Origin of the sequence: Burkholderia sp. BE12 (assembly GCF_002959955.1) — a bacterium.
Classification (GTDB): domain Bacteria; phylum Pseudomonadota; class Gammaproteobacteria; order Burkholderiales; family Burkholderiaceae; genus Burkholderia.
Genome location: NZ_PREY01000001.1, coordinates 449,170 through 464,365, shown reverse-complemented (window position 1 = coordinate 464,365; position 15,196 = coordinate 449,170). Strand labels below are relative to the sequence as shown.

Annotated in this window: 13 protein-coding genes; 4 read left to right on the top strand and 9 right to left on the bottom strand. The window is 66.5% G+C overall.

Going from position 1 to position 15,196, the window contains the following annotated elements; translation table 11 throughout:
* Positions 1–387 precede the first annotated feature (387 nt).
* The 3 genes from C4B30_RS02035 to C4B30_RS02025 all read left to right on the top strand — a co-directional run bounded on the left by C4B30_RS02035 (position 388) and on the right by C4B30_RS02025 (position 4,640).
* Complete coding sequence (locus C4B30_RS02035) at positions 388–1,128, top strand: carboxymuconolactone decarboxylase family protein (RefSeq protein ID WP_027785864.1); 741 nt, start codon at positions 388–390, stop codon at positions 1,126–1,128.
* Positions 1,129–1,717: 589 nt separating this feature from the next.
* Positions 1,718–3,004 carry an MFS transporter gene (locus C4B30_RS02030; RefSeq protein WP_027785863.1) on the top strand — a complete coding sequence of 429 codons (1,287 nt, stop codon included), beginning with the start codon at positions 1,718–1,720 and terminating at the stop codon, positions 3,002–3,004.
* Positions 3,005–3,017: 13 nt separating this feature from the next.
* Positions 3,018–4,640: a GMC family oxidoreductase gene (locus C4B30_RS02025; RefSeq protein ID WP_027785862.1), complete on the top strand. Its 1,623-nt coding sequence runs from the start codon at positions 3,018–3,020 to the stop codon at positions 4,638–4,640.
* On the opposite strand, the gene C4B30_RS02020 is transcribed toward C4B30_RS02025, so the two are convergent.
* From C4B30_RS02020 to C4B30_RS02000, 5 genes are all read right to left on the bottom strand, one after another.
* The gene (locus C4B30_RS02020) at positions 4,641–5,546 is read right to left on the bottom strand and encodes an alpha/beta hydrolase (RefSeq protein WP_027785861.1); all 906 of its coding nucleotides are present in this window, start codon (positions 5,544–5,546) and stop codon (positions 4,641–4,643) included. It abuts the gene before it with no gap.
* 299 nt (positions 5,547–5,845) lie between these two features.
* Positions 5,846–6,424, bottom strand: coding sequence for a DUF2889 domain-containing protein (locus C4B30_RS02015; protein WP_027785860.1), 579 nt, complete (start codon positions 6,422–6,424; stop codon positions 5,846–5,848).
* Positions 6,421–7,866, bottom strand: coding sequence for an MmgE/PrpD family protein (locus C4B30_RS02010; protein ID WP_027785859.1), 1,446 nt, complete (start codon positions 7,864–7,866; stop codon positions 6,421–6,423). The genes C4B30_RS02015 and C4B30_RS02010 overlap by 4 nt, the downstream gene beginning before the upstream one ends.
* A 244-nt stretch (positions 7,867–8,110) precedes the next feature.
* Positions 8,111–8,977 (bottom strand): oxidoreductase, encoded by an 867-nt coding sequence (locus C4B30_RS02005; protein WP_034185494.1) that lies wholly within the window; start codon positions 8,975–8,977, stop codon positions 8,111–8,113.
* 111 nt (positions 8,978–9,088) lie between these two features.
* On the bottom strand, positions 9,089–10,024 hold the full coding sequence (locus C4B30_RS02000; protein WP_027785858.1) for an alpha/beta hydrolase: 936 nt from the start codon (positions 10,022–10,024) through the stop codon (positions 9,089–9,091).
* A gap of 111 nt (positions 10,025–10,135) precedes the next feature.
* On the opposite strand from C4B30_RS02000, the gene C4B30_RS01995 reads away from it, so the two are divergent.
* Complete coding sequence (locus C4B30_RS01995) at positions 10,136–11,032, top strand: LysR family transcriptional regulator (protein ID WP_027785857.1); 897 nt, start codon at positions 10,136–10,138, stop codon at positions 11,030–11,032.
* A gap of 14 nt (positions 11,033–11,046) precedes the next feature.
* Here the strand turns inward: C4B30_RS01995 and C4B30_RS01990 are convergent, their stop codons facing one another.
* From C4B30_RS01990 to C4B30_RS01970, 4 genes are all read right to left on the bottom strand, one after another.
* Positions 11,047–11,979, bottom strand: a complete 933-nt coding sequence (locus C4B30_RS01990) for a LysR family transcriptional regulator (RefSeq protein WP_027785856.1) — start codon at positions 11,977–11,979, stop codon at positions 11,047–11,049.
* 294 nt (positions 11,980–12,273) lie between these two features.
* Entirely contained in the window at positions 12,274–13,422 is a 1,149-nt protein-coding gene (locus tag C4B30_RS01980; protein WP_027785854.1) for a CaiB/BaiF CoA transferase family protein, read from the bottom strand.
* A 21-nt stretch (positions 13,423–13,443) separates the two neighbouring features.
* Complete coding sequence (locus C4B30_RS01975; RefSeq protein ID WP_027785853.1) at positions 13,444–14,664, bottom strand: CaiB/BaiF CoA transferase family protein; 1,221 nt, start codon at positions 14,662–14,664, stop codon at positions 13,444–13,446.
* A 105-nt stretch (positions 14,665–14,769) separates the two neighbouring features.
* Entirely contained in the window at positions 14,770–15,189 is a 420-nt protein-coding gene (locus C4B30_RS01970; RefSeq protein ID WP_027785852.1) for a Zn-ribbon domain-containing OB-fold protein, read from the bottom strand.
* Positions 15,190–15,196 lie beyond the last annotated feature (7 nt).

Genomic DNA, 15,196 nt, shown 5'->3' with positions numbered 1-15,196 from the left:
AGCGTGCAGGCGTGTCGGGGGCCGGTCAATTTTGGCGAGCGGTCATTTCCGTACAACGGAACCCGGCTTCCGAGCGAGATCGGGCGCGCAACGGACGCAGCCGCTTCGTCCGCCCGCACCTCGGCAATCGTCGCATCCAAATAGTCAGGCTCGCGGCTGAATCGCGGCTGGGACAGCACTTCGTCTCGAACCGACCATGCGGATACAAGGAACAAGGTCCGCGCGCACCGCCGCATCGACGATCGCCGGAAGCCAGCCGGGCAATCGATACAGGAAGATTTTCAACGTACGGAAGGCTCGAACGAAACCGATTCACGCACGGCAAGTCGGCCCTTATCCTGCTTTCGCGGCCCATCTTCGGCGCCGAATCTCAGGTAGACGACCATCATGAGCGATCCCGTCTCACTCAAGGCCCGGTTCGAACGACTTCACGGCTTCTGGAACGACGCCCTCGATATCGGTCTGAACGAGGATCCCGCGTTCTTCGACCGTTATCTGTCCATGGCGGAAGTCGCGCTGGGCTCGCCGCACCTGGAGCCGAAGATCCAGCATTTCGTCCTGATCGCCGCGAACGCAAGCGTCACGCATCTGAACGCCGAGGCCGTCGGGCAGCACATCGACGCTGCCGTCAAACATGGCGCCACCCGAGCCGAACTGCGCGAGGTGCTACAGATCGCCTCCGTGCTCGGGATCCATGCGTACATGGTCGGTGTGCCGATCCTGCTCGACGAACTCGCCGCCGCCGGTGAATCGGTCGATGCCGCGTTCCCGCTCGACAGTGCGTTCGACAAAGTACGCACCGAGTTCTGCGAGCGTCGTGGCTACTGGAGCGACGAACTGCAAGGCATGGTACGCAGCTCGCCCGCATTCTTCGACGGCTATACGGCCTTTTCGTCGGCGCCGTGGCAGACCGCATCGCTACCGCCCGTCGTCAAGGAGCTGTTGTATGTGGCAATCGACGTATCGACGACGCACCTGTTCGAACCGGGCGTCCGCATTCATATGCGCAACGCGCTTCGCTACGGCGCGACGCCGGCACAAGTGCTGCAGGTCATGCAAATCGTCAGCTGTATCGGGATGCAGAGCTTTCTGCTCGGCGCACCGCATTTGAGATCGGCGACGCCCTGACCACGCGTTCATGGCCGTATGCACGGCCGCTTCCCTGCTTCGGCGCACGCGTCGCTCCTTACTCATTCGACACATCGTGAGATTTTCGACGAAACCCTCGCTCCGGTTTTTGAATGGGCACGTGCGCAGGGCTGGAAATGCCGAGGCGCGGAGTGCGGCCTGCGTCTGCATACTCATTGTCGGTACATGGGAGTCGAATTCGATCCCGTCGAATCGCGGCTTCATGAAAACTCAATTGGTTCGCCGGCGGCATGCTCTTACGCTCCCCATCACGGATTACAGCCGTGGCAAACGCGATACGCGTGCATCGGCACGAGGCTGCGGCAGCATCGAACTGCACGGCAGACATCGCGCTCGCCGGCCGGCCATCCCGGCGACCGGGAGGCGGTGTCCGTCATCACCGGCAAGGCGTGCACGCACACGCCCATTCCAACGTTCGAGCGGGATCCGACTCGACGTATAAGAAAAATCCGGGACGTTTCCGGAATAGGTCCTTCCGGCATTCATTGCGTGAAAGGAGGATCGCCATGCTTGGGAATCCGGAAGGATTCGTCAGGCAATACATTTACAACAAAGGTATGGAGACAACATGAATCAAGCAACGCCGCCGGTCCGCAGCAGTCTATTCGTCGTGCTTCTATGCTTCCTCACGATCGTGGCGGACGGCTACGATCTCATCGTCTACGGCGCAACCGTTCCGCATCTGCTGGCCGAGCCCGGCTGGCATCTGACGCCTGCCGCCGCCGGCATGATCGGCAGCTGGACGCTGGTCGGGCTGATGGTCGGCCTCGCGGTGGCCGGTCCGCTGACCGATCGTATCGGCCGACGCCGCCTGCTCATGGTGGGCGTGCTGTGGTTCTCGGTCGGCTCGTTCGTCTGCGCGTTCGCGACCTCCCCCACGTTTCTGGGCGCGGCCCGCTTCATCACGGGAATCGGCATGGGCGGCGTGGTGCCGTCCGCCGTGGCGCTGGCGGTGGAGTACGCGCCCAAGGGCCGTCGCCAGTTCTACAACGCGCTCACGCTGACCGGCTACTCGGTAGGCGGCATCGTCAGCGCGCTGCTGGCCATCGTGCTGCTTCACGAGCACGGCTGGCGCACGTTGTACGCGCTCGGTGCACTGTATGCGCTGATCCTGCCCGTCATGTACTTCCTGCTTCCCGAGTCGGCGGATTTCCTCGTCAATCGCGGCCGTATCGACGAGGCGCGCACGCTCGCGGCCCGCTATTCACTCGATCTCGACCAGATCCTGCGCGACAAGGATGACCAACGCGTATTGCATGGCACGGCGCGGCAGGCCGGCGGTTACCGGCTGGTGCTGTCGCGCCAGTTTCGCGCCACGGCGCTGCTGCTCGCGTTCATGACGTTCTGCGTGCAGCTGATCGTGTATGGGCTCAATGCGTGGCTGCCGCAGCTGATGCGAGCGGCCGGCTATCCGCTCGGCTCATCGCTGCAGTTCCTGCTGGTGATGCAGTTCGGGGCGGTCGTGGGCATGCTCGGCGGCGCGTGGCTGGCCGATCGTGTCGGCACGCGACGCGTCATGTTTGCGTTTCTCGTGCTCGGCTGCTTGTCGCTGATCGTGCTGAGCCAGAAGCTCGATTCCACCTGGCTGATGCTCGCCGTATTCGGCGCGGGACTCAGTTCGATCGGCACCAGCAGCCTGATCTACGGGTATATCGCCGCGCACTTCCCGACTTCGTGCCGCGGGTCGGCGCTGGGCGGCGCACAGGCCGTCGGGCGTTTCGGCTCGATCCTCGGGCCGATGATCGGCGGCTGGATCGTCGGTGCCAATCTCGGCCTGCACTGGAATTTCTATGCGTTTGCGATCCCCGCGATCGTCGCGGCGACGGTCGTGCCGCTGATCCCGAGATCGGCATGAGGTGTCGCACGTGATGGAAACGTACGACTACATCGTAGTGGGGGCAGGCTCGTCGGGCTGTGTGGTCGCGAGCCGCCTGTCCGAGGATCCCGCGGTGCGCGTGCTGCTCGTCGAAGCCGGCGCGGACATGAACAACTTCTGGGTGCGCACGCCCGCCGGTGCGGGCAAGCTGTTCATGGACAAACGGTTCAACTGGGCATTCGATACCGAGCCCGTGCCGACGCTTGGCGGCCGCACCGTGTACTGGCCGCGCGGCAAAGGCCTCGGCGGCAGCAGCGCGATCAACGGCATGATCTACATGCGCGGCCAGCCGAGCGATTTCGACCATTGGGCGGCGCTCGGCAACGACGGATGGAGCTGGGCCGACGTGCTGCCCTATTTCATCCGGTCGGAAGCGAACCAGCGCGGCGCAAGCGACCATCATGGTGCACAGGGCCCGCTGCATGTCAGCGACGCGGCCATCTCGCACCCGAGCGCCGACGATTTCATCGCCGCCGCGGAGCAGGCCGGCATTCCCCGCAGCGCGGATCTGAACGGGCCGCCGTACGAAGGCGTCGCCTATCGGCAATACACGATCCGCGACGGGCGCCGCCATTCGTCCTATGACGCGTTCATCGAACCTGTGCGTCATCGCCGCAACCTGTCCGTGCGCACCGGTGTGCGCGTGATGCGCGTCGTTCTCGAAGCCGCTCATGCCACGGGCATCGAGGTGCTGGACCGCGGCGTGCGGCGGCACATCGCTGCCGCGCGCGAAGTGATCCTGTCGGGCGGCGCACTGGCTTCGCCGCAATTGCTGATGCTATCGGGAATCGGCGACGCCGCGGCCCTGCATCGCCACGGGATCGCGGCGACGGTGGAGTCGCCCGATGTGGGCCGCAACCTTCAGGATCACTGGTTCGGCTCGTTGGCATGGCATGTCACGCCGGACAGCTCCTATAACCACCGGCTGCGCGGGCTACGCAAGTATCTGGAAGGCGTGCGCTATCTGCTGACTCGCCGCGGGTATCTTGCACTAGGCGCGGCGCCCGTGACGGCTTATGCGCGCAGCGAGCCGGGGCGACCGGAAGCCGACCTGCAACTGACGGTGAGCCCGATGACGTTCAAATTTTCGGCGTCCGGCGAGCCGGTCGTCGACGATTTCCCGGCCATCGGTGCGGCGGTCGTTCTGTTGACGCCCGACTCGCGCGGCCATATGGAGCTGAAGTCGCCGGACCCTTTGGATGCGCCCGCGTTTCATCCGAATTACCTGAGCGATCCCGGCGACATCCGGCGTTCGATCGCGGGTTTGCGGCTGATGCGGCGCATCGCGAACACTGCCCCGCTCGCGTCGCGGATCGTCGAGGAACGCGTGCCGGGCGCGGCCGTCACGACGGACGAACAGTGGCTCGCCCATCTCAAGACCTACGGCAACAGCGGCTGGCACCAGGTCGGCACCTGCCGGATGGGTGTCGATGCGCAGGCTGTCGTCGATCCGCGGCTGCGCGTGCGCGGCGTCGCGCGGTTGCGCGTCGCCGACGCGTCGATCATGCCGAAGATTGTCGCGGGCAATACCAACGCGGCCTGCATCATGATCGGCGAAAAGGCCGCGGACCTGATCCGCGCGGACGCGACACCCGCCCGTGCGGTACCCGCGTGATTACAGGTGCTTGCCGAAGAACGGCGCCAGCGTCGACACCGCTTCGCGCATCTGCTCCGGCGTGTCGTAAAGCGACATGTGCGTGCCGCCCCGGATCACGTGAAGGTGCTTGTCGGTGCTGGCCGCTTTTTCAAGGAGGTCCTGGCTGTGCCAGAGCGAGCCGGCTTCGCTGCCGGCGACCAACTGGAGCGGTTGCGTCAGCAGCACGTCGGCCAACGCGAAGGCGTCGTAGGTCACGAGTTGCGGCAGGCTGCTCGTCGTGAACTGGCTCGGCGTGTTGGGGTGCTGCGCACGCGGCGTACGGTAGTAGTCGTACGCTTCGCGCATGTCGCGATCCTCGACGCCATCGAGGCTCGTCGGCGAGAACGGGATATAGGCGACCGGCTCGCCGGCGGCCTCGCGCGTGCGCGCTGCGGCGCCGAGCTCGAGCAATGCGATCGATTTGGCCGGCGCCTCGTTGCCATGCCAGCCGACGCGGAACATGCTGCCGATATTGACCGCGCTGACGGCGCCCACTGCCTTGATGCGCCGGTCGGTCATCGTCGCGTGGATCGCATAGCCGCCGCCTGCGCATACGCCCAGCGCGCCGATCCTGTCGCGATCGACGAAGTCTTGCGTCGCCAGAAAATCGACCGCGCTGCGCACGTCGTTGACGCGCGCATAGGGATCCTCGAGGAACCGCGGCGTCCCGCCGCTTTCCCCCTGGAACGACGCGTCGAACGCGAGTGTGACGTACCCCTCACGCGCGAGTTGTTCCGCATAGCGGCCGGCCGTTTGCTCCTTGACGCCGCCGCCCGGGTGAACGCAGACGATGGCCGCGTACTGGCGCGACGCATCGAAGCCTTCGGGGAAATAGAGGTTGCCCGCCATTTCGAGCGAGCCGTTGCTGAATTTGACTGACTTCATGGATTCTCCGCTAGATGTCTTGCCGGGGCGATTCGACGTTTGCATCCCGGACTGGTTCGAATATAGCGGTCGATATCGTCAGCAACTAGACTGCTTAAAGCACTTACGCCAATAAGCGGGGCTTATCAATCGCGGTCGAACTTTCGCGATCGGAAATGTGCGTCGGGACGCTGGCCGACGGCCGATCCGGGCAGGTCGACGCGCAGGGAAAGGCATGGAAAGGACGAACGTCACCGGGCGTGCCAAGCGGCCGGTGACGTGATGAAGGCTTGCAGCGAGCGCTTTGCCGCGCCCGCCGGCTAGCTTCGATTCGGGCGGTGAAACGCCGGCCAGCGCTGCAGGACGAGCTCGCGCGACGCGCCGTATGCGAAGCAACTGTCGATCTTGAGCGGTTTTCCGCTGGCGTCGGTCGCCTCGAGCAAGGTTTGCGAACGCAGCGGATTGACGGTCTGAATGGCCGCGGTGGCGAGCGGAATCAGGATTTCCCGCAAATGCGTACACGTGTCGCCGGGCGGCAGGCGCTTGCGTACCTCGCCGCTCCAGCCCGCACCGATGCGCAGCCCCACCAGCGCTTGCAGCGTCGCGCCGCCGCCCGGGCATTCGCGGTACGGATACGCGCGGATGAAGGTGTCGACCTGGTGGACGACCATGTCGAGATCGAACACCACCCGCAAGCCGAGATCGTGGATCGGCTCGTTCGCCGGTACCACGCGCGGGCTGCTCGGCGGCGCGAAATCGTGTGGTTTTCGATCGGTCAGATAGCCTTCGATCTCAAAGAGACCGTCGCTTCGTCTGAACCCATCGAACGTGATCTGCCTGGTGTGCAGCGGCTCGCGCGTGACGCGTTCCGTTGTCGCGGCATTGTCATGGACAGTCATTCCTCGCTCCCGTTTGCATGGATCTCGCACGACACGGCTGCCAGCGCCTGCGCGAGCATTCGGCCATCGCTGCGATCGTCGTGAACGAGCGCGGCGAACTGCTTGCCGGCCGACGCGCACACGCCATGCGACGTCAGACTCTCGCCTTTCGCGATGATCTGATCGAGCGTCAGCGGCCTGGCAGGCGTACCGACGCTGTCGATCACGACGCTCGACTGTGCGCTGCCGTCGTCGCGCACGATCCGTACGCCTGTCGCGAAGCGGGTCGGGTAATACTGCGTCAGCGCGTCGCTCGCCTCGAAACGCACACGCTCGGCAATGCGCCGGATCTGCGGATCGCCGAGGAACGCGTCGTCATAGGCGTCATAGCGGGTCGGCCCGTAGCTCAGCGTCGCGCCGACGATATAAGGGCAACTGTATTGGGCCGCCATCGTCGATTCGGGCTGCGCGAGCATGTGCTGATCCGCGATGAGCTGCGGGCCGCTGATCACGATCTCGCGAATGTCGTCGGTCCGCATCGTAAAGTTGGTGGTCAGTTCGGCCAGCGCGTCGATCGTCGAATGGAACAGGCGGCAGCATGCGTACGGTTTGAGGCTGATCGAATGGATCTGCAGCGGGCCGCCCAATTCGACCGCACGCAGCGGACCGCCGAACAGCGCGGCGAGCCCGTAGGTGCCTTCGACGACGCGCCGCGGCGCCGTTACGGCGTCCATTCGCGCGAATTCCGCAGCGAGCACGCCGTTGCGTGCCGCGATACCCGCATGAACGCGCTTGACCTCCCCGCCCGACGCTTCCGCCGAGAACTGCATCGCGCCGCTTGCCTGCGACAACGCATGTCCCCACGCACGGATCAGCGATTCCGGCGTGACGGGCGTGTCGTCGCGGTAGGCATGTAGCGCCACGCAGGCGGTGGCCGCACCGAACGTGCCGAAAATCGCCGTGGGATGAAAGCCGCGATGCACGGTTTCCATTCCGCCCGCTGCGGCGCCGACCAGCGCCATCGCTTCGTATCCGGCCGCCACGGCCCGGAACAGCATGGCTTGCGACGCGCCCGTGCTCGCCGCGACGGCCAACGCGGCGGGAATGACGACCGCGCCGGGATGGCTCAGCGTCTCGTTATGTGTGTCGTCGAGCTCGTAGCTGTGCGAGGCCGTGCCGTGTACCAATGCGGCAACGGATGCGTCGGCCGTCCAGTCGGCGCCGAGCACCGGGCTCGCGCCCGTGCCGGCAAAACGACGCGACCAGCGCGCGATCTGGCCGGTCCACGGCCGCGTCGCGCCCCACAGCGACACGATGAAGTTGTCGAGGAAAAGCCGGCGCAGTGCTGCCGTATCGGCATCGGTCGCGCACCGGTTCGCGACGGACGCGACATGCGCGGCGATGGCCGCGGTGACATCCGTCGGTGCAGGCGCCGATTCGCCGGTGCCGTTGGGGGATTGCATGCTGTCTCCTGTCGTGACGCGGCCAGGGCGGCGCGCGCTGCGGCATCGCGCGTGCGGCCGCGATACGCGGGCACGCGGTGCACATACCGTCACGATGCGCGGGCAACGGTGCACCGGTCAATTCGCGCCGAGCGTCCCTTCCGTACTTCGAAATGCCGCTGGCGACACCGAGCACGCCCGATCGTCGATCAGATGGATCGGGCGCGGCACGAACGGTCGCAGCGAACGCCCGGTATCTGCCGACCTACGCGGAAAGGGACTCGATCGACGTCACTTCGACGCCATCGTAGGCCGTGGCTTCGCCACGATCGCGCCATGCGGCCAGATCGGCCTGACGCGCGGCGACGGCGGCGTCCCATGCGCGATACGCGTCCTTGCCCAGCATCAGCCGCAACGGCGGCACGTCGCTGTTGACGGCATCGGCCATCACGCGCGCGGCCTTCGCGGGATCGCCCGCCTGCTTGCCGGCCTCCCGTTCGAAATAGTCGAGCATCGGCGCGACGACCGGGCGATAGGCATCGAGCGACTGCTCCGGCCGCATGTTCGCGTCCCCTGCGAATTCGGTTCGGAATGCGCCGGGCTCCACGAGCGTGACGCGGATCCCGAGCGGTGCGACTTCGTGGTGTAACGCCTCGCTCCACGCTTCGAGCGCGAACTTCGCCGCGCAATACGGACCGCATGCCGGGAACGTCACGAGCCCGGCGACGCTGGTCAGGTTCAGCACGTGGCCGCTGCCACGCGCGCGCATGTGGGGCAACACCTCGCGCGTCAGCTCGGCGGCAGCGAAGAAGTTGAGCTCCATCTGCTCGCGCAGTTGGGCCGGCGAAAACTCCTCCACCGCGCCGCACGAACCGCGGCCGGCGATGTTCGCCAGCACGTCGATACGGCCGAACGCCTGCAACGCGGCCTGCAGTGCGGTTGCCCGAGCAGCTGCGTCGGTCACGTCCATCGACAGCGCCAGCGCGCGGTCGCCGTAGCGGCCGGCGATGGCTTCGAGCGGCGCCAGTCGCCGCGCGGTCAGGACTGCACAATCGCCACTGGCCAGCACGTGTTCGGCCAATGCCTTGCCGAAGCCCGACGAGGCGCCGGTGATAAACCAGATCTTTGCCATGAAAACTTTCTCTTGATGGATCGACGTCGTCACGCCGCGCCGCAGCGCGCGGCACAGGCGTGACCGCCGGATGATGAAAAACGGAGACGCGCGCGGGAATGCCCGCCGGCGTCAACGCGCGGACGCGAGATTCTCTTGAAAGAACGGCCCGAGCTTCGACATGGCCTGCTCGACGTACTCGGGTTTGTCGTACAGGTCGTAGTGGCTCGCGCCGTCGACGACGAACAGGTTCTTGCGGCTCGAACGCGCGCGCTCGAACAGTTCGTAGCCGTCGCGGTACGATCCGAACGCGCCGGGTTTGCTGCCGATGACGATCTGCAGCGGCTGGGTCAGCAACTGCTCCGCGAGGTGAAACGCGTCGAAGCCCACCGCCGCCTGCAGGCCAGAGAAGCGCAGCTTGTTCGGCGAGCCCGGCTGCTGTCCGCGCGGCGTCGTGTAGTAGTCGACGGCTTCGACGATGTCGATGTCCTTGATGCCGGCCTGTTGGCGCTCGGCCTCCGACGCGGGAATGTAGGTGACGATCAGCGGGTCGGCGCCGCGCGCCTCGGCGGTACGCTGCTTGCCGATCGCGTCGAGCGTGGCGAGCGCCGCGTCGGCCGACAGGTTGCCTTCGCGCATGATGCGGCCGTAGTTGGCCGCGACGACGGTGCCCACCGCCTTGATCCGGCGCTCCGTCATCGCCGCGTTGACCGCATAGCCGCCGCCGCCGCAGATGCCCAGCACGCCGATACGCGCGTCGTCGACGTAATCGAGCGTCACCAGATAGTCGACCGCGCAGCGGAAGTCCTCGACGCGCGACGCCGGATCCTCGAGGTAGCGCGGCTCGCCGCCGCTCGCGCCCTGATGGGAGGCGTCGAACGCGAGCGTCACGAAGCCGAGCGCGGCCAGCTTCTGCGCGTAGATCGACGCGGTCTGCTCCTTGCAGCTGCTGATCGGGTGGCCGCAGATGATGCCCGGATACTTCGTGCCGGCGTCGAAGTTCGGCGGGACGTACAGATCGGCAGCAATGTTTGCCGAGCGGTTGGGGAACGTGACGGATTGCGGCATGGCGTTGTCCTCCATTGCGATCAGAAAGTCGAAACAGCAACCATGTTAGAGGCTGGTCCGTCGAGTGATAATCCTGCAAAATCTGCTTAAAGTCATAAGCAGGAGTTCTCAATGGCCGGCAATAACCTCAAGGATCTGTCCGCGTTCGTGATGGTGGCGGAAGAGCGCAGCTTCACGCGTGCGGCCGCGCGGCTCGGCGTATCGCAATCGGCGCTGAGTCAGACGATCCGCGGGCTGGAAGCGCGGCTCGACCTGCGGCTGTTTGCGCGCACGACGCGCAGCGTGTCGCTGACCGAGGCCGGCGAACGGCTGCTGAACCGCGTCGGCCCCGCGATGAGCGAAATCGATGCCGGGCTGGAGGAGATTGGCGAACTGATCGGCAAGCCGACCGGCGTGATCCGGCTGACGGCCGACGAATTCGCGGTGCAAAGCGTGCTGCAGCCGGCCATCGCGCGCTTCCTGCCCGATCATCCGGGCATCCGGATCGAGATCACGACCGACTACGGTCTGGCCGATATCGTCGACGGCCGCTTCGACGCCGGCGTGCGGCGCGGGCGCCTCGTCGCGAAGGACATGATCGCGGTGCGGATCGGCCCCGATATTCCGATGGCCGTCTTCTGCGCGCCCGCGTATCTCGACCGCCATCCGGCGCCCAAGCGCCCGGCCGATCTCGTGTCGCATGCATGCATCAACCTGCGCCTGCCGACGCATGGCGAATTTCTCCCGTGGATTTTCACGAGGGCCGGCAACGAGCAACGCATCAAGGTGGACGGCCCGCTCGTGTACACGAGCATCGCACCCGTGCGGGACGCGGCGCTCGCCGGCCTCGGGCTTGCCTATCTGCCCGTCGAATACGTGCGCACGGCGCTGGCGTCCGGGCAACTGGTCGAGGTGCTGGGCGCATGGCGCAAGACCTTCGAGGGCTATCACCTCTATTACGCGAACCGGCGGCACGCGACCTCCGCGTTCTCGCTGCTGGTCGACGCGCTGAAATACCGCAAGCCCTGACGGCCCGCGTTGCGTCACGCCGCCGGCGCGTCGCCGGCCGGCCGGTCCAGCAGTTGCCGGATCAGCGCGCGCGCGATCGGGCCCTGCTCGCGGCCGCGCGCGGTCGCGATATGGATGCGGCGCACGGCCCACGGTTCCGCCAGCTCCATTACGGCGACGCGGCTGAACAGTTCATGACTGACGAGGCACTCCGGCTGCACCGTCACGCCGAGCCCCGCCTGCACGAGGCTGACGGCGACGCCCGCGCTTCTGACGCCGTACCGCGGCTCGAAATCGATGCCGACGCGGCGCGCCGCCGCACGGATCGCACCGAGCATCGCGCCGACGACGATCAGGTTTTCCGACAGCAGATCCTGTGTCGTCAGGCTGGCGCGTGCCGTGAGCGGGTGGCCCAGCGGGACGACCGCGATGAGGCGATCCTCGCGGTAAGGCGTCACGTCGACGCCGCCGAGATCGAGTTCGTGCGCGGCCGCGAACACGCCGATGTCCGCGTCGCCGCGCGCGACGGCCTGCACGATCTCGGCGTTCTCGAGTTCGTTCACCACCAGATCGACGAGCGGATACTCGCGCTTGAACTCGCCGATCTCGCGCGCGAGAAACGGCACGATGATCGAGCGCGCCGACGCGACGGAGAGTTCTCCCCGCATGCCGTCGGTAAACGACGAAATCTCGGAACGCATGTCGTCGAGGTCGTCGAAGATGCGGCGAATATAGCGGACCAGCACCTCGCCGGCCGGGCTCGGCGCCACGCCTTTCGGGCGGCGTTCCAGCAACTTGATGCCGGCGATGTCCTCGAGGTCCTGGATGCGCTTGGTCGCGGTCGATGCGGCGACGTTCTCGCGGATGGCCGCAAGCCCGATCTGCTGCTCCTCGACCGCCGACAGGAACAGCTTCAGCGTAAACAGATCGACCTGCCGGATCAGATGCAGGCGATTGAATGTACTCATGTCTCCCCTCATGCACGTCTCGATGACGTTGTCGCACGTCGCGGCCGGTCGCGCGCGGTCTCGTGCCGGGCGCGTCGTACAGGAAACGAGGCGTGGCGGCGAGCGCGCGGCGCGTGAAGGATCGCGGCGTTCGACGCCGATCGTACACCCGATCGATGCGAACGGCGCGACAGGACGCGGCCGCGCGATCACGCACGGCCGCGCGCGTGCGGCGGTTTTCGTGAACGCGGCGGCACAGCCGCGACGGTTGCCGCGTCGCGTCGCGCCGCCAATCGTCAGACGGTTGCCGCGCGCCTAGCGGCCGGTGCGCAGCAGCGCGTCGAGCGACGCGTTGTCGGCGCCGATGTCGTGCGCCGCGTGCAGCGGCGGCGGGCGCTTGCCGTCGAACGACAGCGGCAGTCCGACCAGGCCGATCTCGTCGTCGGACGGTTTCTCGATGATGCCGAGCGCGTGCGTCTGCGCATGCGCGACCACCTCCGCGGTGGTCTGGATCGGCGCGACCGGAATACCTGCCGCCTGCAAACGCGCCTGCCACGTCGCGCGGTCGTCCGTCGCGAGCCGCTCGCCGATCAGGCGGTCGATCTCCGCGCGATTGCGCAGGCGCGCCGCATTGGTCGCAAAGCGCTCGTCGCGCGCCCATTCGGGGCGCTGGAGCGCCGCACACAGCTTGGCGAACAACGCGTCGTTCGCGGCGCTGACGATCAGATAGCCGTCGGCCGTCGCATACGCGCGATGCGGGACGATGAACGCGACGCCCGATCCGTGCCGGCCGCCGGTATCGCCGTCCGCGCTGTAGTTCGCGATCGCCACGGTCATCCAGCCGATCGCCGTTTCCAGCAGCGAGCCGTTGACGGTCGCGCCGCAATGCTTGATCTGGCGGCGATACAGGGCCGACAGAATGCCGATCACGGCCCACAGCCCCGAGCCGAAATCGACGATCGACACGCCGGCACGAACCGGCGCCTGCCCTTCCTCGCCGGTGATGCTCATGATCCCCGAGAACGCCTGCATCAGCGGATCGTAGCCTGGCAGCGTGTTCAGCGGCCCGAGATGGCCGAACGCGCCGATCTCGCAATAGATCAGTTCCGGCTTGGTCACGCGCAGGCTGTCGGCATCGAGGCCGTATTGCGCGCTGGAGCCCGGCCGCAGGTTATGGATGAACACGTCCGCATGCTCGGCGATCAACCGGTGCAGCGTCGCCAGTTGCTCGCGGTCCTTGATGTCGATGCAGACGGAACGCTTGCCGCGGTTCAGCGCGTGATACGCCGCACCGCTGCCCTTCCATTCGCTCGGCCCCCAGCCGCGCGCCGAGTCCCCGGTCGGGCGTTCGATCTTCCAGACTTCGGCGCCGAGCGACGCCAGGATTTTTCCGGCGAACGGCGCCGATGCGCTATCGCTCAGTTCGACCACCACAACGCCCGACAGCGGCAGGTCACGCAACATGTCGCTTCTCCTGATTTCGTTTTACTGCGATTGCGGCGAGCCGCTCGCGTCCGGCGCATACGCGCCGCCGGAGCGCAGCATCCGGTCGATTTCCTCGGCACCGAAGCCATACTCGGCCAGCAGCGCCGCGGAATGCTCGCCGAGGCGCGGCGCCGGATAGCGCAACTCGGGCGTGCTTTCGCTCCACTGCTGAGGGATGCCCAGCGTCCGGATCCGGCCTTCGGACGGATGATCCTGCTCGGCGAAGAAGCCGACCGCCTTCATGTGCGGATCGTCGATCAGCGTTTCGGGCGTATTCATCTCGATCACCGGAATGTCGGCTTCGGTCAGCGCGTTCACCCATTCGGCCGTGGTCCGCGTCTCGAACACGCTCGCGAGGAACGCGTACAGCTGCGCGATATGCTCGGTGCGCCCGCCGATGTTGTTGAAGCGCGGATCGTCGGCCATCTCCGGATGCCCGGACAGCACGAAGAAACGCTGCCAGTGATGGTCCGCATAGACGTTCACGCCGATATAGCCGTCGCGCGTGCGATACGGACGGCGGTCGGGATTCATCATCCGCGCATAGCCCCAGTCGCCGAGCGGCGGCACGAACGTGTGCCCGTACAGATGGTCGCCGAGCACGAAATGCACGAAGGTCTCGAGCATCGGCACGAACACCTGCTGTCCGACGCCCGTCTTCTCGCGCCGGTACAGCGCCATCGCGACCGCGTTGCTGGTCGCCATACCGACCACGCGATCGGCGACCGCCGTCGCGACATAGGTCGGCGGCCCCGCCTTACGGCTTTGCAGCACCGGCATCCCGACCGCGGCCTGGATCAGGTCGTCGTATGCGGGGCGCGATGCATACGGGCCGTTCTGCCCGAAGCCGAACGCGCCGCAGTAGATGATGCGCGGATTGAGCTTGCGCACGTCCTCGTATGCGATCCCGAGCTTCGCCATCGTGTGCGGCCGCATGCTGTACAGCAGCACGTCGGCCGATTCCGCCATGCGCTTCAGTGCGGCGATCCCGTCCGGATGCTTGAGGTCGAGCACGAGGCTGCGCTTGTTGCGATTCAGGTGCAGGAAGATCGGGCCCATGCCTGGATGGCGGCTCGGGCCGATGTGGCGCGTCGTGTCGCCGTCGCGCGATTCGATCTTGCAGACGCCGGCGCCCATGTCGGCGAGCAGCAGCGACGCGTACGGGCCCATGAAATTCGACGTCAGGTCGAGGATGCGTACTCCGTCGAGCGGTCCGGCCATGTCAGCCTCCGTCGACGGGATGAAAATCAATGCGCTTCACGATGTCTCCTCCGTGAGCGGGCACGCCGCGCGGGCGCCGGTGGGCCGGCGCGCCGCGTGCGGCCCTCAGGTTGTCGACGGCACGAATACCGGCAACTTTTGTTCGCCGCGCTGCACGAAGCGGACCTCGACGCGCTGGCCGATCGCGATCGTCTCGGCCGGCGCATCGATCTGCGCGAACAGGTAATAGCCTTCGTCCATGCGGATGAAGCCGACCGTGTACGGCACGATGCCGGCCCACACCGGCGTCGGCCCGCGCATGATCGTGCTGTGCGAATAGATTTCGCCGCGGCCCGACGATTCGGTCCAGTCGAGCGATTTCGCGCCGCAATGCGTGCAGAACGAGTGAGCCGGCCACACGGCTTCGTGGCAGGACGTGCAGCGCTGGTACGTCAGCTTGTCTTCGGCCAGCGCGTCCCAGTACGGTTGCGCATCGAGCAGCCGGTAGGGTTGCGGCCAGGCATTCGGGGAATGCGTTTCGGTCATGGAATGC